At 69.9% G+C, this 24542-nt stretch carries 19 protein-coding genes; 9 read left to right on the top strand and 10 right to left on the bottom strand.

Annotation, left to right across the window (positions count from 1 at the left end; genetic code table 11):
* Position 1 precedes the first annotated feature (1 nt).
* From V5F59_RS07165 to V5F59_RS07150, 4 genes are all read left to right on the top strand, one after another.
* Positions 2-2188, top strand: a complete 2187-nt coding sequence (locus V5F59_RS07165; RefSeq protein WP_393982467.1) for an RNA degradosome polyphosphate kinase — start codon at positions 2-4, stop codon at positions 2186-2188.
* A gap of 52 nt (positions 2189-2240) precedes the next feature.
* Positions 2241-3713 (top strand): Ppx/GppA family phosphatase, encoded by a 1473-nt coding sequence (locus tag V5F59_RS07160; RefSeq protein ID WP_393982466.1) that lies wholly within the window; start codon positions 2241-2243, stop codon positions 3711-3713.
* Positions 3714-3826: 113 nt separating this feature from the next.
* A complete protein-coding gene (locus V5F59_RS07155) occupies positions 3827-4141 on the top strand; it encodes a hypothetical protein (RefSeq protein WP_393982465.1) in 315 nt (104 codons plus the stop codon).
* A 173-nt stretch (positions 4142-4314) separates the two neighbouring features.
* A complete protein-coding gene (locus V5F59_RS07150) occupies positions 4315-4764 on the top strand; it encodes an ion channel (RefSeq protein WP_393982464.1) in 450 nt (149 codons plus the stop codon).
* 135 nt (positions 4765-4899) lie between these two features.
* Here the strand turns inward: V5F59_RS07150 and V5F59_RS07145 are convergent, their stop codons facing one another.
* The 3 genes from V5F59_RS07145 to V5F59_RS07135 form a co-directional block, all read right to left on the bottom strand.
* Positions 4900-5766, bottom strand: coding sequence for a sulfotransferase family protein (locus tag V5F59_RS07145; protein WP_393982463.1), 867 nt, complete (start codon positions 5764-5766; stop codon positions 4900-4902).
* Between the two features lie 182 nt (positions 5767-5948).
* A complete protein-coding gene (gene guaB / locus V5F59_RS07140; RefSeq protein ID WP_393982462.1) occupies positions 5949-7481 on the bottom strand; it encodes an IMP dehydrogenase in 1533 nt (510 codons plus the stop codon).
* Positions 7482-7671: 190 nt separating this feature from the next.
* Entirely contained in the window at positions 7672-8217 is a 546-nt protein-coding gene (locus tag V5F59_RS07135; protein ID WP_393982461.1) for a L,D-transpeptidase, read from the bottom strand.
* Positions 8218-8518: 301 nt separating this feature from the next.
* Between V5F59_RS07135 and V5F59_RS07130 the strand changes: the two genes are divergently transcribed.
* From V5F59_RS07130 to V5F59_RS07115, 4 genes are all read left to right on the top strand, one after another.
* Positions 8519-9085, top strand: coding sequence for an NnrU family protein (locus V5F59_RS07130; RefSeq protein ID WP_393982460.1), 567 nt, complete (start codon positions 8519-8521; stop codon positions 9083-9085).
* A 76-nt stretch (positions 9086-9161) separates the two neighbouring features.
* Positions 9162-10004, top strand: coding sequence for a 3-methyl-2-oxobutanoate hydroxymethyltransferase (panB, locus tag V5F59_RS07125; protein WP_393982459.1), 843 nt, complete (start codon positions 9162-9164; stop codon positions 10002-10004).
* Complete coding sequence (locus V5F59_RS07120; RefSeq protein WP_393982458.1) at positions 10004-10906, top strand: penicillin-binding transpeptidase domain-containing protein; 903 nt, start codon at positions 10004-10006, stop codon at positions 10904-10906. Before panB ends, V5F59_RS07120 begins: the two co-directional genes overlap by 1 nt.
* Before the next feature lie 522 nt (positions 10907-11428).
* Positions 11429-12574 carry a benzoate/H(+) symporter BenE family transporter gene (locus tag V5F59_RS07115; protein WP_393982457.1) on the top strand — a complete coding sequence of 382 codons (1146 nt, stop codon included), beginning with the start codon at positions 11429-11431 and terminating at the stop codon, positions 12572-12574.
* A 111-nt stretch (positions 12575-12685) separates the two neighbouring features.
* On the opposite strand, the gene V5F59_RS07110 is transcribed toward V5F59_RS07115, so the two are convergent.
* From V5F59_RS07110 to V5F59_RS07080, 7 genes are all read right to left on the bottom strand, one after another.
* Positions 12686-13678, bottom strand: a complete 993-nt coding sequence (locus V5F59_RS07110) for an ABC transporter permease subunit (RefSeq protein WP_509211199.1) — start codon at positions 13676-13678, stop codon at positions 12686-12688.
* A 21-nt stretch (positions 13679-13699) separates the two neighbouring features.
* Positions 13700-14581: an ABC transporter permease subunit gene (locus tag V5F59_RS07105; protein ID WP_509211198.1), complete on the bottom strand. Its 882-nt coding sequence runs from the start codon at positions 14579-14581 to the stop codon at positions 13700-13702.
* 67 nt (positions 14582-14648) lie between these two features.
* Entirely contained in the window at positions 14649-15854 is a 1206-nt protein-coding gene (locus V5F59_RS07100) for an ABC transporter substrate-binding protein (RefSeq protein ID WP_509211197.1), read from the bottom strand.
* A gap of 51 nt (positions 15855-15905) precedes the next feature.
* The gene (locus V5F59_RS07095; protein ID WP_393981769.1) at positions 15906-16619 is read right to left on the bottom strand and encodes an ABC transporter ATP-binding protein; all 714 of its coding nucleotides are present in this window, start codon (positions 16617-16619) and stop codon (positions 15906-15908) included.
* Between the two features lie 2 nt (positions 16620-16621).
* Entirely contained in the window at positions 16622-17395 is a 774-nt protein-coding gene (locus V5F59_RS07090; protein WP_509211196.1) for an ATP-binding cassette domain-containing protein, read from the bottom strand.
* A gap of 269 nt (positions 17396-17664) precedes the next feature.
* On the bottom strand, positions 17665-18198 hold the full coding sequence (locus V5F59_RS07085; RefSeq protein ID WP_393982448.1) for a hypothetical protein: 534 nt from the start codon (positions 18196-18198) through the stop codon (positions 17665-17667).
* Positions 18199-18419: 221 nt separating this feature from the next.
* Positions 18420-19001 carry a peroxidase-related enzyme gene (locus V5F59_RS07080; RefSeq protein WP_393982455.1) on the bottom strand — a complete coding sequence of 194 codons (582 nt, stop codon included), beginning with the start codon at positions 18999-19001 and terminating at the stop codon, positions 18420-18422.
* 296 nt (positions 19002-19297) lie between these two features.
* Here V5F59_RS07080 and V5F59_RS07075 point away from each other — a divergent pair, with 296 nt between their 5' ends.
* Positions 19298-24148, top strand: coding sequence for an NAD-glutamate dehydrogenase (locus V5F59_RS07075; RefSeq protein ID WP_393982447.1), 4851 nt, complete (start codon positions 19298-19300; stop codon positions 24146-24148).
* The last annotated feature ends 394 nt before the right edge of the window (positions 24149-24542 follow it).

Raw genomic sequence — 24542 nt, 5'->3', positions numbered from 1 at the left:
CATGGGACTGAATGAAGCCGCAGCACTCGCCGAGGCCGAGCGTCCAGCCGGCGAGGGAGAGGGAATCACGCTGGCGCAATCGCCGCAGCGTTTCATCAACCGCGAGATTTCCTGGCTGCACTTCAACCGCCGCGTGCTGGAGGAGGCGGAAAACCGCAACCATCCGCTGCTGGAGCAACTGCGCTTCCTGTCCATCTCGGCCAACAATCTGGACGAGTTCTTCATGGTCCGCGTCGCCGGCCTGAAGGAGCAGTTCCGCGAGGGCGTGCAGACCCCGAGCCCGGACGGCCTCACCCCGTCCGAGCAGCTCCTGGTCATCCAGGCGAGCGCCACCCAGCTCATCTCCGACCAGCAGGCCCGCTGGCGGGAGCTGAGGCGCGACCTCGCCGGCGCCGGCATCGTGCTGGTGGACGGCCTGGAGACCACCGCCGAGGACATGGAGGTGCTGGAGCGGCACTTCCTCAACCACGTCTTCCCGATCCTGACCCCGCTGGCCATCGATCCGGCGCACCCCTTCCCGTTCATCCCCAACCTCGGCTTCTCGCTGGCGCTGCAGCTGGTGCGGCAGGCGGACGGGCGGGGCATGAACGCGCTCATCCGCATCCCGGCCAAGGTGGACCGCTTCATCCGCCTGCCCGACATGGGCTCGGGCGCCATGCGCTTCATCACCCTGGAGCAGATGATCAGCCTGTTCATCTCCCGCCTCTTCCCGGGCTATGCGGTGAAGGGCCAGGGCGTGTTCCGGGTGGTCCGCGACAGCGACCTGGAAATCGAGGAGGAGGCGGAGGATCTCGTCCGCCTGTTCGAGACGGCGCTGAAGCAGCGCCGCTACGGCGAGGTCATCCGCATGGAGGCCGACGCCGCCATGCCGGACGAGCTGCGCAATTTCGTCGCCCGCGAGCTCGGGGTGAAGGACGACGAGATCTTCATGGTGGACGGCGTGCTGGCGCTGAACGAATTCTCCCAGCTCGTCTCGGTGGACCGGCCGGACCTGAAGTTCCAGGCCTACAATGCCCGATTTCCCGAACGCATCCGCGACCACGGCGGCGACTGCTTTCTGGCCATTCGCGAGAAGGACATACTGGTTCACCACCCTTATGAATCCTTTGACGTGGTGGTTCAGTTTCTCCGCCAGGCCGCAAGAGACCCCAACGTCGTCGCCATCAAGCAGACCCTCTACCGCACCTCCTCCGACAGCCCCATCGTGAAGGCGCTGGCGGAAGCCGCCGAGGCGGGCAAGTCCGTCACCGCGCTGGTGGAATTGAAGGCCCGCTTCGACGAGGAGGCCAACATCCGCTGGGCCCGCGACCTGGAGCGCGCGGGCGTGCAGGTGGTGTTCGGCTTCATCGAGCTGAAAACCCACGGCAAGCTGTCCATGGCGGTGCGCCGCGAGGGCGCCCAGCTCGCCACCTATGTGCATGTGGGCACCGGCAACTACCACCCCATCACCGCCCGCATCTACACCGACCTGTCGTTCTTCACCGCCGACCCGGTGATCGCGCAGGACGTGGCGCGCATCTTCAACTTCATCACCGGCTATGCGACCCCCGGCGAGCTGAACGCCATGGCGGTGTCGCCCTCCACGCTGAAGCCGCGGCTGATGAAGCACATCGCCGACGAGATCGAGTTCGCCCGGGCAGGCCGCCCGGCGGCCATCTGGCTGAAGTGCAACTCGCTGGTGGACCCGGAGATCATCGACGCCCTCTACGCCGCCAGCGCCGCCGGCGTTCAGGTGGATTGCGTGATCCGCGGCATCTGCTGCCTGCGCCCCGGCATCCCCGGCCTGTCGGAGAACATCCGGGTGAAGTCCATCGTCGGACGCTTCCTGGAGCATTCCCGCATCTATTGCTTCGGCGCCGGCCATGGCCTGCCGAGCCCGCACGCGGTGGTCTACATCTCCTCGGCGGACCTGATGACGCGCAACCTCGACCGCCGGGTCGAGACCCTGTGCCCCATCACCAACCCGACGGTGCACGAGCAGGTGCTCGACCAGATCATGGTCGCCAACCTTATCGACAACCAACAGAGCTGGCGGGTGTTGCCCGACGGCTCCTCCGAACGCATAGTCCCCGCCCCGGGCGAGGAGCCGTTCAACGCCCACCAGTATTTCATGACCAACCCGAGCTTGTCCGGACGTGGAAAGTCTCTCAAAGATTCTTCGCCGCGCAGCCTCTTCGTCCGCCGTTGAGGCGGGCGAGGATCCGCATCGCGCCCCAAGCCGGCTCTCCACCGGGGCACCGGTGGCGGTCATCGACATCGGCTCCAACTCGGTCCGTCTCGTCGTCTATGAGGGCCTGAGCCGCGCGCTCTCCCCCATCTTCAACGAGAAGGCCCTGTGCGGCCTCGGCCGGGAGGTGCTGTCCACCGGCCGCCTGCCGCAGGATGCGGTGGACCGCGCCCATGCGGCCCTGCGGCGCTTCCGGGCGCTGTGCGACGCCATGCAGGTGGGCGAGGTGCATGCCCTCGCCACCGCCGCCGCGCGCGACGCGGAGAACGGCCCGGCCTTCATCGCCGAGTGCGAGGCCATCTGCGGCACCCGGATCGAGCTGCTGACCGGCAAGCGCGAGGCGGAGCTGGCCGCCTGCGGCATCGTCTCCGGCGTCTATGCGCCGGACGGCATCGTCGGCGACCTCGGCGGCGGCTCGCTGGAGCTGGTGGACGTGAAGGGCGGCAGCGTGGGCACGGGCGTCACCCTGCCCTTGGGCGGCCTCGCCCTGCAGGACCGCTCCTCGCGCTCCACCCGCAAGGCGGAGAAGATCGTCAAGGACACCATCCCCGAGGCCGGCGTGCTCGACGGCCTCGCCGGGCGCACCTTCTATGCGGTGGGCGGCACGTGGCGGGCGCTGGCACGCCTGCACATGTTCCAGAAGGGCTATCCGCTGCATGTGATGCACGGCTATGTCATCCCCGCCCGGGAGGCGCTGGACTTCACCCGCATCGTCCACCGGGCGGATGCGGACACCCTTGCCCATATCGACGTGATCTCCGACGCGCGCCGCCCGCTGCTCGCCTACGGCGCGCTGGTGCTGGAAAACATCGTGCGGCAGGGCCGCCCGTCGGAGGTGGTCATCTCGGCCCTCGGCGTGCGCGAGGGCCTGCTCTATTCGCTGCTGACGGGGGAGGAGCGCGCCCGCGACCCCCTGCTGCTTGCCGCAGCCGAGCTGAACGTGCTGCGCTCCCGCTCGCCCCGCCACGGGGAGGAGCTGGTGAGCTGGACGGATGCCTTCTTCGCCTCCGCCCCGGTGCTGGAGGAGGCGGAGGACGAGACGCGCCTGCGCCGGGCCGCCTGCCTGCTGGCCGACGTGGGCTGGCGGGCGCATCCGGACTATCGCGGCGAGCAGAGCCTCAACATGATCGCCCATGCCGCGCTCGCGGGCATCGACCATCCCGGCCGGGCCTATGTGGCCCTCTCGGTCTATTTCCGGCATGTGGGGCTCGGCGCGGACGAGAGCGACACGCGCATCCTGGAGCTGGTGACCACCGGCATGCTGGATCGCGCGCGCATCCTCGGCGGTGCCATGCGGGTGGCCTATGTGCTCTCCGCCGCCATGCCGGGCGTGCTGCCGCGCATGCCCCTGCAGGTGCGGGGCGAGCAATTGGTGCTCACCGTGCCGCGCGACCTCGTGACGCTCGTCAACGACCGGGTGCAGAACCGCCTGCGCCAGCTCGCCCGGCTCATCGGCCGCGAGCCCGTGACCGAGCAGGCCGGCTGACCCGGCTCCGGCCTCGCCCGACCGGCTCCGCGGGCGGATCCGCGGGGCGCCACATCTCCCTAGGTGATGCAACGGTCGCAAGTCCGCCCCAATCAGCCGGCAGGATTCCGCCCATGAAACAGCTTCTGAACCTGTTCGGCGGTGTCGCGGGCCTTGTGGTTGCAGGGCTGGCGGGCTTCGCCCTCTTCACCCTGGTGGGCGGCCTCCTCATCGTGGCCGGCGTGGTCATTGCCGCGCTGGTGCTGGGCGGCGGCGTCTACACGCTGCTCACCGGCCGGCCGCCGTTCATGCGGCGCGGCAGCTTCACCAGCGTGCGGGTGTTCGACCTGCGCACCGGCCAGCCCTTCGGCGGCGGGGGCTTCGAGGGCGAGATGATCGACATCACCCCGCCCAAGGAGCCGCGCCGGCCCGGATCGGATCGGCGCTGACCTGATTGCTTCGCAATCGGATCGGATCACGCATTCTCCGTCTTCCCATGCAGAGCGCGATCCGACGGCGGATCGCGGCCGCGCCGGCCGTCCGCCGTCCCGATCTTCCCGGCTACTCCTCTCCGTTTGGACCCGATAGGCTCGCGCCGAACGCGTGAAGCTGGATTCGGGACATGGACGAAGGGGCGAGTTCCGGCACCTATCTGGTGCTGCTGTCTGTATGCGTCGTGCTGGCAATGCTGACGGTGATGGTGCACGCCATTGCGCTTTCCATCATCCGGCGGCGCCTCTCCCGGCGCATCCGGGGCAAGGACTATGACGACCACGTCTTTCGCGAGGCCGTCATCATCAGCACCACGGTGCTCAGCCTCAGCCTTGCCCATCTCCTGGAGATGCAGATCTGGGGGGTCGCCTATGCAGGGCTCCACGCCATCCCGAACCTGCCGGACGCTCTTTATTACTCCATGTCCACCTACACCACGGTGGGGGCCGACGGCGTGTTCATCAACCCGACGTTTCGCGTTGTCGCCGGCTTCGAATCCCTCATCGGGCCCATGATGGTGGCGTGGTCCACGGCCTTCCTGGTGGAGTTCGTGGTGCGGATGCGCGGCCAAGCCGGATGATCCGCGCCGGCATCGCCGGACGCTGGCGGGACGACATGGGCGCTCGCGTGCGAGCCGGCGGAGGAGAGGCACGAACCGCGCCGCTTCCACCCCCTCAGGGGGCTGCCGGCCCGGAGGCCGACGGCACCTCGCCCCTTACACGGAGGCTCCCCCCGGTGACGGGGTGACGCCGCGGGCGCCCCACGGCCCGCCCGCCTTGCGCCAGGTCCCCGTCTCGCAGCCGCTAAGGGCCTCGAAGCGGGCCATGTCCAAGGCATAGACCGCGGCGAGATAGGCCGCGTCCTCCTCCGGCAGGGGCGCCGTCACCTTCCCCTCGAACACCCGGCTGGCGCAAACCGGATGGGGCGGCAGGCCGAGGAAGGTGAAGACGCGGTCGAGCGTGGCGTGGTGGTCCCGCTCCAGGTCTTCCTGCCGCATCAGCAGGATCTGCTCGCGCGGGAAGAGGTGGAACAGCCGCTCCACCTGCGCCCCGTAGAAGCCGCGCTCCAGATAGGAAAAGCACCGCAGCGCCTGGTCCGGGCGCAGGCCCGCCGCGCCACGGCACACGCCGGCGCAGACCGCCCTGGCGAAGTCCAGCGGCTCGATGCCGCGCGCACGGTTCATGCGCCAGTGGGCATGAGCGCGCGTCACCGGATCCCGGAACATGGCGATGATGCGCACGTCAGGATTGTAGGCGGCCAGGCCCTCCAGCGCGTTCGGCCACCAGATGTAGGAGGGCGTCGCCTCGCCCCTCAGCCCGCCACGGACCCGGCCGAAATGGCGGTGGTAGTCTGAATAGTCGGGACGGTCCCAGCGGCGCCGGTCATCATCGAAGAAATGCAGCTCCTTTTGGCGCGGCGCGTCGATTCCGGGGTGCTGGGAAAGGAAATGGAAGAGGGCGCTGGTGCCCCCCTTCTGCACGCCGACCACCACGAACTGGACCGGATCGGCCGGCGCCGTCAGGCGCCGGGCCGGAAGCCAGGTGGAGAAAAGCGCGGGAGACAACGCCGGGAACCGAGCCATCGCAGCCTTCCGGTTGCGGGCCGGCCATCGCCTCTGGCGACGTGCCGCACCCTCCAGAAGCCGCCCTCGGCTCAACTTCTTATCCCAACGTCATACCGTTAAGGAAGCGGTACTTCGTTGCTGTCGTGTTACATCTCGTTTCCGGCGTCCCGCCCGCGCGACCGGGGTGGGACGCCCCCGCGTCAGACGCTGGTGGGGTAGTTGGGGCTTTCGCGGGTGATGGTCACGTCGTGAACATGGCTCTCGCGCAGGCCGGCGGAGGAGATGCGCACGAACTGCGCCCGCTCGCGGAACTCCTTCAGGGTGCTGCCGCCCACATAGCCCATGGCGGCGCGCAGGCCGCCGGCGAGCTGATGCAGCACCGCGCCCACCGGGCCCTTGTAGGCCACCTGCCCCTCGATGCCTTCCGGCACCAGCTTGAGGGTGTCGCGCACTTCCGCCTGGAAGTAGCGGTCCGCCGAGCCGCGGGCCATGGCGCCCACCGAGCCCATGCCGCGGTAGGACTTGTAGGAGCGGCCCTGGTAGAGGAACACCTCGCCCGGGCTTTCGTCGGTGCCGGCGAGCAGCGAGCCCACCATGGCGGCGGACGCGCCGGCCGCCAGCGCCTTGGCAAGGTCGCCGGAATATTTGATGCCGCCGTCCGCCACCACCGGGGTGCCGGTGCGGGAGGCCGCCTCCACCGCGTCCATCACGGCGGTGAGCTGGGGCACGCCCACGCCGGCGACGATGCGGGTGGTGCAGATGGAGCCGGGGCCGATGCCCACCTTCACCGCGTCGGCGCCGGCATCGATGAGCGCGCGGGCGCCCTCGGAGGTGGCGATGTTGCCGGCGAGGATCTGGGTCTTGTTGGAGAGGCGCTTGATGCGGCTCACCTGGTCCAGCACCTTGCGGGAATGGCCGTGGGCGGTGTCCACCACCACCAGGTCCACGCCCGCGTCGATGAGGCGCTCGGTGCGCTCGAAGCCGTCCTCGCCCACCGTGGTGGCTGCGGCGACGCGCAGGCGGCCCTGCTCGTCCTTGGCCGCGTTGGGATAGGCCACCGCCTTCTCGATGTCCTTCACGGTGATGAGGCCGACGCAGCGGTCGTCCGCATCCACCACCAGCAGCTTCTCGATGCGGTACTGGTGCAGGAGGCGCTTGGCCTCCTCCTGGTTCACCTGGCCCTCGCGCACGGTGATGAGCCGGTCCTTGGTCATCAGCTCGGCCACGCGCTGGCTGGGATTGTGGGCGAAGCGCACGTCGCGGTTGGTGAGGATGCCCACCAGGCGGCCGGCGATGCTGCCGGTGCCGCGCTCCACCACCGGGATGCCGGAGATGGCGTAGCGCTTCATCAGCGCCAGCGCGTCGGACAGGGTCTCGTCGGGATGGATGGTGACGGGGTTCACCACCATGCCCGATTCGTACTTCTTCACCTGCCGCACATGCTCGGCCTGGAGCTCGGGCGAAAGGTTGCGGTGGATGACGCCGATGCCGCCGGCCTGGGCCATGGCGATGGCGAGGCGGGATTCGGTCACCGTGTCCATGGCCGCCGAGATGATCGGCAGGTTGAGGGTGATGGTCTTGGTGAGCTGGGTGGACACTTCCACCTGCCCCGGCATCACCTCGGAGGCGCCGGGCGTCAGCAGCACGTCGTCGAACGTCAGCGCCTCGCGGAACCGCGCGCGGCCGGTGGCGAATTCCGCAGGGGTCGGAGCGTTCGAAGAGGGGGTCGTCATGGCCAACTCCTTAAGGCGGCGCGGGGTCCGGGCCGCTGGATCGGGGCCGGAACGGGAGGCGGTGAGCCCCCGTTGCGAGTTGGCAGTGGCCGATACCATGAGTGAACGACGAATAGAAGACCTGTTGCGAGGCATTCGCCGCAGGGCTCCCATGCGTGGGGACAACCCATCCCGCGCTCCCCCTCCCCGCCTAGCGGGAGATGACGATCACCGTGTTGCCCGGCCCGTAGGAGCGCACCAGCGAATAGAGCGTCGCCGCATTGCCCGGATGCAGGCGGATGCAGCCATGGGAGGCCGGGGAGCCCAGGCGGCCCACCTCGTAGCTGCCATGGATGGCATAGCCGCCGGAGAAGAAGATCGAGTAGGGCATGGGCGAGTTGTAATACTTGCGGGAATAATACTCCCGGTAGAGACGCTGTGGCCGGTACACCCCCGAGGGGGTGATATAGCCGCGCCGGGCGGTGGAGACCGGCCAGGAATATTGCGGCATGCCATTGACGCTCACCGTCATGCGCTGCCTGGAGATGTCGATGCGCGCCACCACCGTCGCCGTTCCGGCGCCGGCCGGCGCGGCAAGGCCCGCCATGCAGGCGAATGCGAGAAGAACAGCCGCGAGCGCCCGCCGCAGCCGCGCCAGCCCGCCGGCCCGGGGAGACGGACCACGTCCCTCCCCCCCGCTGGCCGACAGGCGGCCCGCTTCATCGATGCCCGCGCCCCGGATGCCTGCCACCCGCATCGTGTTCCCCTGCGTCCCCGGTGCAAAGGATACTGCCACGCCGCCGCTGCAACGCAAGGCTGCACAAGGCCTGCCGACCGTCGCGGATGACAAGGGCCCCCGCCTCGCACTACTGTCCGCCGCGGCCCCGTCCCCGGCGCCGCCCGCGCGCCGCCCCTTTCGGGCGACCCGGGCGATGCCGACAAATCGAGGCCACGAAACGCGTTGCCCGGTGCCCCCCAGAGGCGGCCCGCCGCGGCGCGGTGCGCACATGCTTCCATCAGGGGCGCCGACAGCGGGTGCGGCGCGCGGAGATCAATCCATGGTGATGATGCTGTTCGGCCTGGTCGTCTTCCTCGGCATCCATGTGGTGGGAAGCCTCAGGGGGCTGCGCGCCAGGCTCATCGCGAGCGTGGGGGAAGGCTCCTACAAGGCCTTCTTCTCCCTGCTCGCGGTCAGCGGCCTTCTGCTCACCGCCTACGGCTTCGCCCTGTGGCGGGCGGCCGGCCCGGCGGTCATCTGGCATCCGCCGGTGGCGCTGCGGCACCTGACGCTGCTGCTGATGCTGCTCGCCTCCATCGCCGCGGTGGCCTCCAAGGTGCCGAGCCACATCAAGGCGTGGCTGAAGCATCCCCTTCTGGTGGCGGTGAAGGTGTGGGCGCTGGCCCACCTGCTCGCCAACGGCGACATCGCCGGCATGGTGCTGTTCGGCTCCATCCTCGGCTGGGCGGTGTACGACCGCATCTCGGTGAAGCGGCGGGGCGAGCCGCTGCCGGTGGCGCCCGGAACTTACGCGGGCGATGCCCTCGCGGTGGGCGGGGGGCTGGTGGTCTATGCCGCGCTCGCTTACCTATTCCATCCATATGTGATCGGCGTGCCCGTTCTGTGAGCAGGGGGCGAGACGCTCCCGCCACCAGATGAGGCGCGACGAGATAGACGCGACGAGAACCGAGAAGAGGAACGCCATGTCCACCCAGGCCGATGCCCGCCGCATCACGGCACCCGAGATCCAGGCCCGCAAGGGCAAGGACCCCATCGTGTCGCTGACCTCCTATCACGCCCACACCGCGCGCCTGCTGGACCGGCACGTGGACGTGATTCTCGTGGGCGACAGCCTGGGCATGGTGATGCACGGGCTGGAGACCACCGTGCCCGTGACCGTGGAGATGATGATCGTGCATGGCCGCGCCGTGGTGCGCGGCACGAAGCGCGCGCTCATCGTCGTGGACCTGCCCTTCGGCAGCTACGAGGCGAGCCCGACCGAAGCCTTCCATACCGCCGCCCGCGTGCTGAAGGAGACCGGCGCCGGCGCGGTGAAGCTGGAGGGCGGCCGCCGCATGGCCGAGACCGTGCGCTTCCTGGTGGATCGCGGCGTGCCGGTGATGGGCCATGTGGGCCTCACCCCCCAGGCCATCAACACGCTGGGCTCGTTCAAGGCCCGCGGCCGGGACGACGCGGAAGCCTCCCTCATCCTCGACGACGCCCGCGCCATCGCCGAGGCCGGGGCCTTCTCCATCGTGCTGGAGGCCATCGCCGAGCCGCTGGCCCGCCGCATCACCGAGGAGGTGGCCTCGCCCACCATCGGCATCGGCGGCTCGCCGGCCTGCGACGGGCAGATCCTGGTGCTGGAGGACATGCTGGGCCTCGGCGACCGGGTGCCCAAGTTCGTGAAGAAGTACGCCAACCTCGGCCCGGACATCGAGAAGGCGGTGGCCAGCTATGCGGAGGAGGTGCGCGCCCGCACCTTCCCCGCCAAGGAGCACACCTACGCGCCGCGGCTCGTCGACAAGCCGGCGAAAGCCTCCTGATGGCGCAGCGCACGGCGGCGGGCGCCCGGCGCGCCGCCGCCGCCCTCGCCGCCCTCGGCCTGCTCCTGGCCGCCGCGCCGGGGCGGGCGGCGGAGGACTGCTTCATCGCCACCGAGCTCGAGACGGGCAAGGTGCTGGCGAAGCAGGGCCTGTGCGCCACGCGCCATCCCCCCCAGTCCACCTTCAAGGTGGTCCTCGCCCTCATGGGCTATGACGCCGGCATCCTGAAGAGCGAGAAGGAGCCGGTCTTCTCCCCGCCGCCCGGCGCAGACACGGAGCGGGAGCAGACGCGCGGGCCGCAGACCCCGGCGAGCTGGATGAAATATTCCGTCGTCTGGTACTCGCAGGTGCTGGCCCGCGAGCTGGGGGCGGAACGCATCGCCGGCTACCTGAAGGGCTTCGCCTACGGCAACGAGAACATGAGCGGCCTGAAGGGCGAGAGCGAGCCGCTGGCGCATTTCTGGCTCTCCTCGTCCCTGCGCATTTCCCCGCGCGAGCAGATCGACTTCCTGCGCCGGATGCTGAAGGGCGAACTGCCCGTCTCGGCCGGTGCGGTGCGCGAGACCATGCGCCTCATGGCCATCGACGAGCAGCCGACCGGCTGGCTCACCTTCGGCAAGACCGGCTCCGGCTTCGGCCGCCTGCCGGACGGCGGCATCGACCGCGCGCGGCCGCTCGGCTGGTTCGTGGGCTTCGCCATGGCGCCGGCCAGCGGGCCGCTCCCCGGCGCGGGACAGGACGGCCCCCTGCCCCGCCTGCCCGGCCCCGGCAAGGGGACGCGCACGGTGGTGTTCGTGCGCTTCACCGCCCTGGACGTGGCCGCGCCCGAGCACCTGGGACTGGTGGCGCGTCGGCAGGCCCTCGCGGCGCTCGCCCCGGTGCTGGCGGCGCAGGCGCCCTAGCTCTTGGCCCGGTGGCGATGGCGGCGCAAAGCCGCTGCGCCCTCGTGCCGGAACGGCCCCAGGAGGCGGCCCCAGGAGGCGGCGCCAGGAAACGCCCCCAGGAATTCGGGCGGGCGCTGGCGAAGGCCCGGCAGCCGCCCGGAGCGACGAGCCGGAGCGGCGGCCGCAGGCCGTTCCGACCTGCCAAGGCATGAGGAACGGCCGCGCGGTCGCGGCCCCTCCCCTGGAGGCCGGACGACGCTCCGGGCGGGAGCCTCGGCCGGACCCGGGAGACGGGGCGTCCCCCGGCCACGCGCTGGAGCATTTCCGCGTTTCTCTGAATCGCAAAAATCCTCTACCTCCTTGTCTTGTCGTATTTTCCTCACGCAAGCCGGGGCCCGCCGCGCTCGAAAATGCTTGGGCGCAGCGGGCCAGGCCCACGCGCACGGCGCATCGCCTTCCGCCCGCGGCCCATCCCTTCCGGGGCGGCGCCGCCCTTCCTTCCGCTTCCGTCTCCGACGGGGCCCATCCGAGGACAAGACCGTGCCCGTCTCCATCATCGTCTCCGCTTTCGTCGCGGCGCTCGTGGGGTTCGGCGGCACGCTCGCCCTCATCCTCGCCGCGGCGGCGGCAGTGGGCGCGAGCGCGGCCCAGGCCTCCTCCTGGGTGGCCGCCATCTGCCTCGCGGTGGCCGGCACCAGCGCGGTGCTCTCCATCCGCCACCGCATGCCCATCATCACCGCCTGGTCCACGCCGGGGGCGGCCCTCATCGCCGGCTTCGGCTCGGGCCTCGGCATGGAGGCCGCCACCGGCGCCTTCCTCGTGGCCGGGCTCGCCATGGTGCTGTGCGCTGCCATCAAGCCGCTCGGCACGCTGGTCTCGCGCATTCCCGTGGCGGTGGCGGCGGCCATGCTCGCGGGCGTGCTGGCGCGCTTCGTGATGGCGCTGGCGGAGCATGCGGTGGCCACCCCCGCTCTGGTGCTGCCGGTGATCGCGGTGTTCTTCGGGGTCCGCCGCCTCGCGCCCAACTGGGCGGTACCGGCGGCGCTGGCGGCGGGCATCGCCGGGGCGCTGGCGCTGGGCCGGGTTGGCCCCATGCCGGCGCCGGAGCTCTCGGCGCTGGTGTGGACCACGCCACGCCTCGACGTGAGCGTGCTGGTGGGCCTCGGCCTGCCGCTGTTCCTCGTCACCATGGCCTCGCAGAACCTGCCCGGCTTCGCGGTGCTGCGGGCGAGCGGCTACGAGCCGCCGGTGCGTTCCATCCTGGCGGTGACGGGCCTCGCCTCCATGCTGACGGCCCCCTTCGGCGCCCACGCCACCAACCTCGCGGCCATCACGGCGGCGCTCTGCACCGGGCCGGACACCGATCCCGACCGTAGGAGCCGCTGGCGGGCCGGGCCGGTCTATGCGGGCTTCTACGTGCTGCTGGCGGCAGCCGGCGCCTCGCTGGTGGCGGTGTTCGCGGCCCTGCCGCCGGCGCTCATCGCCACCATCGCCGGGCTGGCCCTGCTGTCGCCGCTCACCGGCGCCCTCACCGCGGCGCTGAACGAGGAGAAGCACCGCATCGCCGCGGTGGCCACCTTCGCCACCACCGCCTCCGGCATCTCCGCCCTGGGCCTCGGCGCGCCGGTGTGGGGGCTGGCGGCGGGTCTCGCCATCATCGCCGTGGACCGGGCGAAGCGGCGCTGAACGACCCCTCTAGGGAGCCGCCAAAGAAAACCCCGCGGGCGACGGGCGCACGCGGGGCGGGAGGAAGCGGTGGGGACGATGCCCCGATCCCGCAAAAGCCCGGGGCCGGCCTCAGCCGTTGCCCTTTTTGGCCTTCATCTGCTGGATGACGGCGATGACCTCTCCGACGAAGCCGCGGCGGAACAGGGAGACGGCTAGGACGAAGATGACGCCCTGGATCACCAGCACCCACTCGCCGAGGCCGGCGAGATAGTTCTGCATGGTCACGATCACCGCCGCGCCCACCACCGGGCCAAGGATGGTGCCCATGCCACCCACCAGGGTCATCAGCACCACCTCGCCGGACATCTGCCAGGCGACGTCCGTGAGGGAGGCGAGCTGGAACACCAGCACCTTGGTGGAGCCGGCCAGCCCCGCCAGCGCCGCCGAGAGCACGAAGGCCAGCAGCTTGTACTGGTTGGCCCGGTAGCCCAGCGAGATGGCGCGGGGCTCGTTCTCGCGGATCGCCTTCAGCACCTGGCCGAAGGGCGAGTGCACCGCCCGGTAGATCACCAGGAAGCCGAACAGGAAGATGGCCAGCACCAGGTAATACAGGTTGATGTCCTTGGAGATGTCGATGAGCCCGAACAGCGGGCGCCGCGGCACCGCCTGCAGGCCGTCCTCGCCGCCGGTGAACTTGGCCTGGAGGCAGAAGAAGAAGAACATCTGCGCCAGCGCCAGCGTCACCATGGCGAAGTAGATGCCCTGGCGGCGGATGGCGAGGAGGCCGGCGAGGAAGCCGAGCACCACCGAGAAGGCGACGCCGGCCAGCAGCCCGACCTCGGGCGTGAAGCCCATCACCTTGATGGTGTGGGCGCACACATAGGCCGACCCGCCGAAGAACATGGCGTGGCCGAACGAGAGCAGGCCGGTGTAGCCGAGCAGCAGGTTGAAGGCGCACGCGAACAGCGCGAAGCACATCACCTTCATCAGGAACACGGGATAGACGCCGAACGGCGCCACCAGCAACGCGGCGACGGCGATGACGCCGAAGACGATGCCGAAGCTGGAGGAGGTCGCGGCCGGCGCCGGGGCGGCGGCGGTGGGGGTGGAGGTGGAGCTCATCTCAGCGCCTCGCTTCTCGGCTCACTTGGCCGTGCCGAACAGGCCGGCGGGCTTCACCATGAGCACGATGGCCATGATGACGAAGATGACGGTGGAGGAGGCCTCCGGGTAGAACACCTTGGTGAGGCCCTCCACCACGCCGAGGCCGAAGCCGGTGACGATGGCGCCCATGATGGAGCCCATGCCTCCGATCACCACCACCGCGAACACCACGATGATGAGGTTGGAGCCCATGGTGGGGCTCACCTGGTAGGCGGGCGCCGCAAGCACCCCGGCCAGCGCGGCGAGGCCGACGCCGAAGCCGTAGGTGAGCGTGATCATGCGCGGCACGTCGATGCCGAAGGCCTGCACCAGGTCCGGCCGCTCGGTGGCGGCGCGCAGGTACGAGCCGAGCTTGGTGCGCTCGATCACGTACCAGGTGGCGATGCAGACCACGAGGGAGGCCACCACCACGAAGGCGCGGTAGTTGGGCAGGAACATGAAGCCGAGGTTGGTGCCGCCCGGCAGGGGATTGTTGTAGGGCAGGCCCGACGAGCCATACTGCCGCCGGAACAGGCCCTCGATGATGAGGGCGAGGCCGAAGGTCAGCAGCAGGCCGTAGAGATGATCGAGATGGTAGAGCCGTTTGAGCAGCGTCCGCTCGATCACCATGCCGACGATCGCCACGACGATGGGCGAGAGCACGAGCGCCCCCCAGAAGGGGATGCCGGCATAGTTCAGCAGCATCCACGCCCCGAACGCGCCCATCATGTATTGCGCGCCGTGCGTGAAGTTGATCACGTTCAACAGGCCGAAGATCACCGCGAGCCCGAGGCTCAGCATGGCGTAGAAGGCGCCGTTGATCAGGCCCAGAAGCAATTGCCCGAACAGGGCCTGCGGGGGAATGCCGAGTAGCTCGAACATCGATGATCCAATGTTTCAGGAGGAAGCGGACCGGCCCTGAAGGCCGGCCCGCCTGCAATGTTCCCGATCAGCCCTTCTTGACGAGGGGGCAATCGCTCTCGGAGAGCGGGCGGAACGCCTCGTTCGCCGGGATGGTGGCCTTCAGGGTGTAGTAGTCCCACGGGCCCTTGGACTCGGAGGGCTTCTTCACCTCGTAGAGGTACATGGGATGGATCGTGCGCCCGTCGGCCCGCACCTCGCCCTTGCCGAACAGCGGGTCGTCGGTGGGGATTTCCTTCATCTTGGCCACCACGGCGCTGCCGTCCTTGGCCGACTTCAGGGCCTCCACCGCCTTCAGATAGTGCAGCGTGCCGGCATAGACGCCCGCCTGCACCATGGTGGGACGCTTGCCGCCGTTGGCCGCGGCGAACGCGTCGGCGAACTTGCGGTTGGCGTCGGTCTGGTCCCAGTACCAGGCTTCCGTCAGCGTCAGGCCCTGGGCGGTCTTGAGGCCCAGCGAATGCACGTCGGTGAGGAAGATGAGCAGGCCGGCGAGCTTCTGGCCGCCGTCGACGATGCCGTATTCGGCCGCCTGCTTGATGGAGTTGATGGTGTCGCCGCCGGCATTGGCGAGGCCGACGATCTTCGCCTTGGAGCTCTGCGCCTGCAGCAGGAAGGAGGAGAAGTCGGCGTTGTTGAGCGGCACCTTCACGGAGCCGACCACCTTGCCGCCGTTGTCCGTCACCACCTTGGAGGTGTCGCGCTCCAGCGCGTGGCCGAAGGCATAGTCGGCGGTGAGGAAGAACCAGGTGTCGCCGCCGGTCTTCACGATCGCCTTGCCGGTGCCGTTGGCCAGCGCCCAGGTGTCGTAGGTCCAGTGCACGGTGTTGGGCGTGCAGGCCTTGCCGGTGAGGTCGGAGGTGGCCGCGCCGGAATTGATGAAGACCTTGTTCTTTTCCTTGGTCACGCCGCTGACCGCCAGCGCAACGCCGGAGTTCGGCACGTCGAGGATCGCGTCCACGCCGTCCACGTCGTACCACTGGCGGGCGATGGAGGTGCCCACGTCCGCCTTGTTCTGGTGGTCGGCGGAGACGACCTCCACCTTCAGACCCTTGGCGGCGGCGCCGAAATCCTCGACCGCCTTCTTGGCCGCCCACACGGAGCCGGGGCCGCCGAGGTCGGCATAGAGGCCGGACTGGTCGTTGAGCACGCCGATCTTGACCGGAACCTGCGCATAAGCTGCGGTCGCGCCCATGAGGCTGCTGGCCGCCAGGAAAATGGCTGCAAGACGCATCTGTTCTCCTCCCACCGGCTTTTTGCCGGCTTTTCTGTCAGGAACCCGGCTTCAGACGCCGAGGAACGCTTCGAGACGCGCCGCGTTTTCCGCGATCTTGTCATTTTCCACCATGTCCACCACCCGGCCGTGCTCCACCACGTAGTGGCGATCGGCGATGGTGGAGGCGAAGTGGAAATTCTGTTCCACGAGAAGGACGGTGAAGCCGCGCTGCTTCAGCGTCTTGATGATCTCGCCGATGTGCTGGACGATCACCGGGGCGAGGCCCTCGGACGGCTCGTCGAGCAGCAGCAGCTTGGCGCCGGTGCGCAGGATGCGGGCGATGGCCAGCATCTGCTGCTCGCCGCCCGACAGCTTGGTGCCCTGGCTGTTGCGGCGCTCTTCCAGCCGCGGGAACAGCTCGTGCACCTCGTCCACCGTCAGGCCGCCGGGCAGCACCACGGGGGGCAGCAGCAGGTTCTCGCGCACCGAGAGGGAGGCGAAGATGCCGCGCTCCTCGGGGCAGATGGCGATGCCGAGGCGGGCGATCTTGTTGGGCGCGAGGCCCACCGTCTCGGTGCCCTGGTAGCGGATGGAGCCGGCGCGCTTGCGCAACAGCCCCATGATGGCCCGCATGGTGGTGGTCTTGCCCGCGCCGTTGCGGCCGAGCAGCGTCACCACCTCGCCGGGGTGGACATCGAAGGTCATGCCGTGCAGCACATGGCTTTCGCCATAGTGGCCGTGCAGGTCCTTCACCTGGAGCAGGGGCGTTCCGTTCGCGGCCATCTTCAGTGCGCTCCGTGCCCGGTGCCCATGTAGGCCTCGATGACCTGCGGGTTCTTCGACACTTCCGAATAGGGCCCCTCGGTGAGGATCTCGCCGCGCGCCAGCACGGTGATGCGGTCCGAGAGGTTGGCCACCACGGAGAGGTTGTGCTCCACCATCAGGATGGTGCGGTTGTCCGACACGCGCTTGATGAGGTCCGCCGTGCGGGCGATGTCCTCGCGGCCCATGCCGGAGGTGGGCTCGTCGAGCAGCAGCATCTCCGGCTCCAGCGCCAGGGTGGTGGCGATCTCCAGCGCGCGCTTGCGGCCGTAGGGCAGCTCCACCGCCAGGTGCCGGGCGTACTGGGTCAGGTCCACGTCGGCGATCAGCTGCATGGCCCGGTCGTTGAGCGCATCCAGGCTCTTCTCCGACTGCCAGAAGTGGAAGGAATTGCCGATGGGGCGCTGCAGCGCGATACGCACGTTCTCCAGCACCGAGAGGTGCCCGAACGTGGCGGAGATCTGGAACGAGCGCACCATGCCAAGCCGGGCCACGTCCGCCGGCGGCGTGCGCGTGATGTCCCGGCCGTTCAGGCGGATGGTCCCGCGCGTCGGCTCCAGAAACTTGGTGATGAGATTGAAGCAGGTGGTCTTGCCCGCACCATTCGGCCCGATCAGGGCGTGAATGGTGTGCCGCCGGATCCTGAGGTCAACGTTCTTGACCGCAGCAAATCCTTTGAATTCCTTCGTAAGACCCGATGCTTCAACGATGTAGGGCACGTCTGAGACAGTGTCCATGATCGTAAAACGCCCTCGCTGTTCCCGGCCTCGGGCGCCGCGCGCCCGAACGACCTGTCTCCTCCGAAACGGGCACCTTTGCTGGTGCGCTTGATCTTGCGGCGCAACGTAGCATGCAGCGCCGTGGGAGCGTCAATAGACTGCTCTCAAGACCAATGTCTAGCTCGATCTTGGCCTGTGAATATGCCGCAGCGTCATAGGCCCCGCAGCCCGCGCGGCGGAGTTGAAATCCCAGCCCCGCTCGCGCTTCCCGCAAGGGGTGGGGAGGGTCAGGGAACCGGCGCGGCGACGAGGGCGATGCGGGCGCCGCTCGCCCCCGTCACCTGCAGGGTGACCGCCCCCGGAGGGAGCCGGAAACGCAGACTCTTGCGCACCCCCGGACAGGCGTGCACGCCGGTGAAAGCCATTGGTGTCAATGACTTTTCTCCAGCGAACAGGTCGATCCACGCGGCCGCCGAGACGGTGATCTGCCACACCCGTTCCGGCCCGGGGACATCCAGCAGCACGGCCGCCGCGGTGGTGCCCTCCTCCGGCGTCCGGCCGGGGGGATGGGGCAAGGAGCCCGCCGCGGCGGGCACCAGCGCGAGCCCCACCGCCCCATCCGTGGGCAGCACGAGGCGCGCGCCGTTTTCCAGCGTGCGCACGGGTGCCGCCAGTTGCGCCCGCTCGGCGGCGAGGGGCCAGGCGGCGCGGTCGCAATCCTCCCCCTCCGCCGCCCGCGCCGGGACCGGCAAGGTCACCGCCGGCAGGGCCGCAAGCAGCGCGACAAGGACGGAAAAAGCGAATAAGCGCAATGATGTCATGGGGCTGGCCCCTCATGGTATATCTGGATTAATATACCTTATGGCCCCCGCCTGCCAGTCCGGACCGGACCGGATCGCGATGGAGGCGGCGGCGCCCGGGGGTCCGGACACCGCTTACTGATTCGCTGATCAGCAACGCCCCTCGACCGGCGCGGGTAAAAGCCGGCGAAGGGCGGCAGGCGAGGGTGGGGACACGCGCGGCGGGCCCGAGGCCCCCGCCCTCACGCCTTCGGAGTGCGCGCCTGGCTGTGGTAGGCCTCGTTGGGGCGCATGTCGGTGGCCGCGGCGATGCGGTTGGACATGTTGAAGAAGCCGGTCACCGCCGCCACGTCCCAGATATCCCGCTCGGAGAAGCCGACGCGGCGGAGGGCCTCGCGGTCGGCCTCCTCCACCTCGTGGGGGCGCTCGGTGAGCTTCACGGCGAAGTCGAGCATGGCGCGCTGGCGGGCATCGAGCCGGGCGGCGCGATAGTTCATCACCAGCTGCTCGCCCAGGATGGGATCGCCCGAGAGCTGGCGCACCGCCGCGCCGTGGGCGGTGAGGCAGTAATAGCAGCGGTTCACGCTGGACACCGCCACCGCGATCATCTCCCGCTCCAGCTTGGAGAGGCCGGAGGGCGCGAGCATCAGGTCGTTGTACATGGCGGCGAAGGCGGAGAGCTTCGCCACATCGAAGGCATAGGCGGCCAGCACGTTCGGAATGAAGCCGAGCTTGTCCAGGCACTTGTCGAAATAGGCGCGGTTCGCCGCATCGAGCTCCGCGGGCGGAAGCGGCAGGGCGATGGCGGGCTCGTCGTCCCGCACGCGGGGCGCAGGGGCGGCGGCCGGCGCAGCCTTCGACACCTTGGGGGCCTTCGCGGCCTTTCCGGTCCCGGCCTTCGCCGCCGCGGGTTCGGCGATGGCCTCCGCCTTCTTCGCAGGCGTGCCCTTATTTTTGGCAGTTGCGCTTTTGCCCTTTTCCGCGCCCACCCCAGCCTTCACCTTCGGTGCCATAGCGTCGCCTCGTCATTCTCGCGTCGCCGCGCTGCGTCAGAACGTATCTTGTGCCCGCAAATGGGGCAGATGCGCTCGCGCACGGCAGCTCACACTGGGGAAAGGCCATGAACGTCATGGGATTTCAAGCCGGCGCGGTCAATTGGGCGGATCCCACCGGCCTGGTCGAGCTGAAGGCACGGATCGCCGTGGAGGCGCCCGCCCTGCCGGCAGGCTTCGTCGACACCTTCCTGGCGGCGGCGACCCCTGAAGACCTCCTCCCCCTCACCCCGTCCTGCGTCGCCCTGCTGCTCAACGAAGCATGGACCCACCTGTCGGGCCGGCCCAAGGGGCAGACCTCCGTGCGCATCTTCAATCCGGAGCTGCACGGCGGGACGGTCACCGTCATCGAGGCGGTGAACGACGACATGGCGTTCCTCTACACCTCGGTGGCGGGCGAGGTGATCGAGCGCGGGCTGGAGCTCAAGCTCGCCGCCCACCCCATCCTCCACGTGGAGCGCGACGCCGAGGGCCGCGTGACCGGGCTGGAGCCGCCCTCCCCGAGGGGCGAGCGCTCCGAGGAGAACCGCGAGAGCCTGATCCACATCCACGTCGCGCCCATCGGCGAGGCGGAGCGGGCGGAGCTCAAGACGGTCCTCGAGCAGGTGCTGGCGGACGTGCGCGCCTCCAACGCCGACTTCTTCGCCATGCGCAAGCAGGTCAAGAGCCTCAGCAAGGGCTATCGCCGCGAGAAGCGCCCCTACAACGCGGTCGCCCAGGAAGAGGCGGCGGACGTGCTGGAGTGGCTGGCCGAGGACAATTTCGTGTTCCTCGGCCTCCGGCACTACGAGCTCACCGAAGACGGCGGCCTGCGGGCGGAGCCGAATTCCGGCCTCGGCATCCTGCGCGACCCGTCCATGCACGAGCTGCGCCTCGGCGACAAGCCGGTGGTGACGACGCCGGAGATCCGCGCCTTCCTCGAGGGCCCCTCCCCCCTGCTCTTCACCAAGGCCAGCCTGCGCTCGCGCGTCCACCGGCGGGACGTGATCGACTATGTGGGCGTCAAGGCCCATGACGAGATGGGCCAGGTCACGGGCGAGGTGCGCATCATCGGCCTGTTCACCGCCACCGCCTACACCCAGCCGGTGCGGGAGATTCCCTATCTCCGGCTGAAGGCGGCCTCCGTGGTGCGGGAAATCGGCCTGGAGCCCGACAGCCATTCCGCCCATGCCCTCCAGACCCTGCTGGAGACCTATCCGCGTGACGACCTGTTCCAGATCGGCACCGAGACGCTGCTGGTCTACGCCCGCGAGATCCTCTCCCTCTACGATCGCCCGCGCCTCAAGGTACTGGCGCGCGCGGACCGGTTCGACCGCTTCGTCTCGGTGCTCGTGTTCCTGCCGCGCGAGCGGTTCGACGCGGAGCTGCGGGAGAAGACGGGCGCCATCCTCGCCCGCGTCTATGGCGGCACGGTTTCCGCGGTGGAGCAGGAATTCGTCACCGGCCTGCCGCTCATCCGCGTGCACTACGACATCGGCCGCAGCGAGGGCCGCATCCCCGAGGTGGACCGCGCGATCCTGGAGCAGGAGATCGCGGAGGCGATGCTCTCCTGGAGCGACCGGCTGTCCGCGGCCATCGCCGCCGCGCCCGGCATCGACGGCGAGACGGCGGCCCGGCTGAAGCGGCGCTACGCCGCCGCCTTCGGCGCGGGCTACGAGGCGGCCTACGACGTGGCCACCGCCCTCACCGACATCGAGCGCCTGGAGCGCCTCTCCCCGGCGCGGCCCGTGGCCCTCGACTTCTACCGCCGCCCGGAGGACACGGACGGGCGCATCTCGCTGCGCCTGTTCTCCCACGGCGCGCCGCTGCCCCTCTCCACCCGCGTGCCGGTGCTGGAGAACATGGGGCTGAAGGCCATCAACGAGCGGACCTACCGCATCTCGCCGGACGTCCCGGAGAGCGGGACGGAGGCGCGCTCCTGGCTCCACGACATGACGCTGGAGCGCGCCGACGGCGGCGCCATCGCCCTCTCGGGCTCGGACGAGCGGCTGGAGGACTGCCTCAACGCCGTGCTGCGCGGCACGGCGGAAAACGACGGCTACAACGGGCTCGTGCTCGACGCCGGCCTCACCTTCTGCGAGGCGGCGCTGGTGCGCGCGCTGGGGCGCTACCTGCGGCAGGCGGGCATCCCCTTCTCGCAGGACTACATCTGGCAGACGCTGAACGCCCACCAGGCGCTCGCCGGCCATATCGTGAAGCTGTTCCACGCCCGCTTCGACCCGGCGCTGGATCCGTCGCCGAAGGCGCGCGAGGGCCGCGAGGCGCCCTTGCGGGCCGCCATCCAGGAGGCGCTCGCGGCGGTCTCCTCCCTCGACGAGGACCGCATCCTGCGGCGCTTCGTGAACCTCGTGGACGCGGCCATCCGCACCACCTTCTACCAGAACGGCCCGGACGGCGCGCCGCGGGACGCCATCGCCATCAAGTTCGAGAGCGCGAAGGTGGAAGGCCTGCCCCTGCCCCGGCCGCTCTACGAGGTGTTCGTCTATTCGCCCCGCGTGGAGGGCGTGCACCTCCGGTTCGGCAAGGTGGCGCGCGGCGGCCTCCGGTGGTCCGACCGGCCGCAGGACTTCCGGACCGAGATCCTCGGCCTCGTGAAGGCGCAGCAGGTGAAGAACGCGGTGATCGTGCCGGTGGGCGCCAAGGGCGGCTTCGTGCCCAAGCGCCTGCCGCAGGGCGGCGCCCGCGAGGCGGTGATGGCCGAGGGCACGGCCGCCTACGAGGTGTTCGTCTCCGCCTTGCTCGACCTCACCGACAACCTCAAGGGCGGCGCCGTGGTGCCGCCCGCCCATACCGACCGCCTCGACGGGGACGACCCCTACCTCGTGGTGGCGGCGGACAAGGGCACGGCCACCTTCTCCGACACCGCCAACGCCATCTCCGCCCGCCACGGCTTCTGGCTGGACGACGCCTTCGCCTCCGGCGGCTCGGTGGGCTACGACCACAAGGCCATGGGCATCACCGCCCGCGGCGCCTGGGAGGCGGTGAAGCGGCACTTCCGCGAGATGGACATCGACATCCAGACCACCCCGGTCACGGTGGCGGGCGTCGGCGACATGTCGGGCGACGTGTTCGGCAACGGCATGCTGCTGTCGCCCGCCATCAAGCTGGTGGCGGCCTTCGACCACCGCCACGTCTTCCTCGATCCCGCCCCGCAGGACCCGGCCCGCGCCCATGCCGAGCGCCAGCGCCTGTTCGACCTGCCCCGCTCCTCCTGGGCGGACTATGACGCGAGCCTCATCTCCAGGGGCGGCGGGGTCTTCCCCCGCAGCGCCAAGAGCCTCGACCTGTCGGAGGAGGTGCAGGCCCTGCTGCGCTTCCCCAAGGCCAGCGCCACCCCGGCGGAGCTCATCAACGCCATCCTGAAGGCGCCGGTGGATCTCCTCTTCTTCGGCGGCATCGGCACCTATGTGCGCGCCTCCTCGGAGACCGACGCGGACGCCGGCGACCGCGCCAACGACGCGGTGCGCATCGCCGCGAACGAGCTGAACGCCCGGGTGATCGGCGAGGGCGCCAACCTCGGCATGACCCAGCGCTCCCGCATCGAGGCGGCGCGGCGCGGCATCCGCCTCAACACCGACGCCATCGACAATTCCGCCGGCGTGAACACCTCCGACGTGGAGGTGAACATCAAGATCGCCCTCGCCCGCCCGCTGGAGATGGGCGACCTGTCCGTGCCGGACCGGGTGGCGCTGCTGAAGCAGATGACCGGCGAGGTGGGCCACCTCGTGCTGCGCAACAACTATCTCCAGACCCTTGCCCTCTCGCTGGCCGAGACGAAGGGGGCGGACGACCTCGCCTTCCAGCAGCGCCTGATGCAGATGCTGGAGGTCCGCGGCGAGCTCGACCGGACCGTGGAGTTCCTGCCCTCCGACGCCGAGATCGCCGACCGCCGCTCGCGCGGGGAGCATCTCACCCGGCCGGAGCTGGCGGTGCTGCTCGCCTATGCGAAGCTCGCGCTCAACGCCGACCTCGTCGCCTCCAACGTGCCGGACGACGCCTATCTCGCCGGGGAGCTGGTCAACTACTTCCCGAAGGAGATCAAGGAGCGCTTCCCCCACGCCATCGAGACCCACCGGCTGCATCGCGAGATCATCGCCACGGGCCTCTCCAACGCCATCGTCAACCAGGGCGGCCCCTCGGCCCTGGCCCGCATCGCCGACCAGACGGGAGCCGACTCCGCCACCATCGCCCGCGCCTTCGCCGCGGTGCGCGACAGCTACCGCCTGCCGGAGATCAACGCCGCCATCGACGCCCTCGACAACAGGGTGCCGGGCGCGGTGCAGCTGTCCCTCTACGGCGCGGTGCAGGACCTGATGGTGGGGCGCACCATCTGGTTCCTCGGCAACGTCTCCTTCGGCGACGGCATCGCCGGGGTGGTGGAGCGCTATCGCTGCGGCATTTCGGCGGTGGCCGCCGTGCTGGAGGAGAGCCTGCCCGCGGCCTGGCGCCAGGACCGCGCGGCCCGCGCCGCCGAGCTCCAGGCGCACAACGTGCCGGAGGAGCTGGCGCGCTCCATCGCCTTCATGCCCATGATGGCGGCGGCCTCCGACATCGCCCTCATCGCCGAGACCTCCGGCATGGCGATCCCCAGCGCGGCGAGCACCTTCTTCGCGGCGGGGCGCTTCTTCGCCATCGACGACCTGATGGTGCAGGCCCGCACCATCCTGGCCCCGGACTATTACGACCGCCTCGCCCTCGACCGGTCCCTCGCCCAGCTGGAGACCTTCCTGCGCCGGGTGACGGAGCGCATGCTGGCCAACGGCCTCGCCGGGGAGGCGGCCGTGGACGCCTTCGTCTCCGCCCGCCGCGACGAGGTGGAGCGCATGCGCCGCACGGTCCGCGACATCGCCCAGTCCGGCCTCAGCCTCTCCAAGCTGACGCTGGCCGCGAGCCTGCTCGGGGATCTGGTCCCGCGGTAAGACGGCAGCGGGCGCGCCCCGCTGCCCACGGTCGCGAAAGCGGGACTCCGCACCGGCACCTGGTCCCGCCCCGCATGTTCACGCCGCCATCGCCCGGCGCGTCCGGGAAGTGGGGACGGGGAGCGGGGAAGGGCCGAGAACAGGTTCCCGCACCGCCGCCATCGCCCGGCGCGTCCGGGCGATCCACCCTGCGGCCGGGCTGGCCTCCGGTTTTGAAGCGCACCGGCGCCGAGGGGGATGCCCCGGAACTTGGCTGTTGCCGAGTCCCGTTCTGGCGTGAGGAAGCCGGCAGCAGCCGAAATCCAGCAAGCCGGGGCATAACGCTCCTCCATGGAGCCGCCCCCAGCCCGGCGGTCCCGCTGCGCGGTCGCGGATGGCGCAACCGGCCCTTCGT

It is taken from the genome of Xanthobacter nonsaccharivorans, assembly GCF_043194755.2.
In the GTDB taxonomy this organism is placed as follows: Bacteria; Pseudomonadota; Alphaproteobacteria; order Rhizobiales; family Xanthobacteraceae; genus Xanthobacter; species Xanthobacter autotrophicus_G.
The sequence above is the reverse complement of the archived record's forward strand: the minus strand, read 5'-3'. Positions and strand labels throughout refer to the sequence as shown.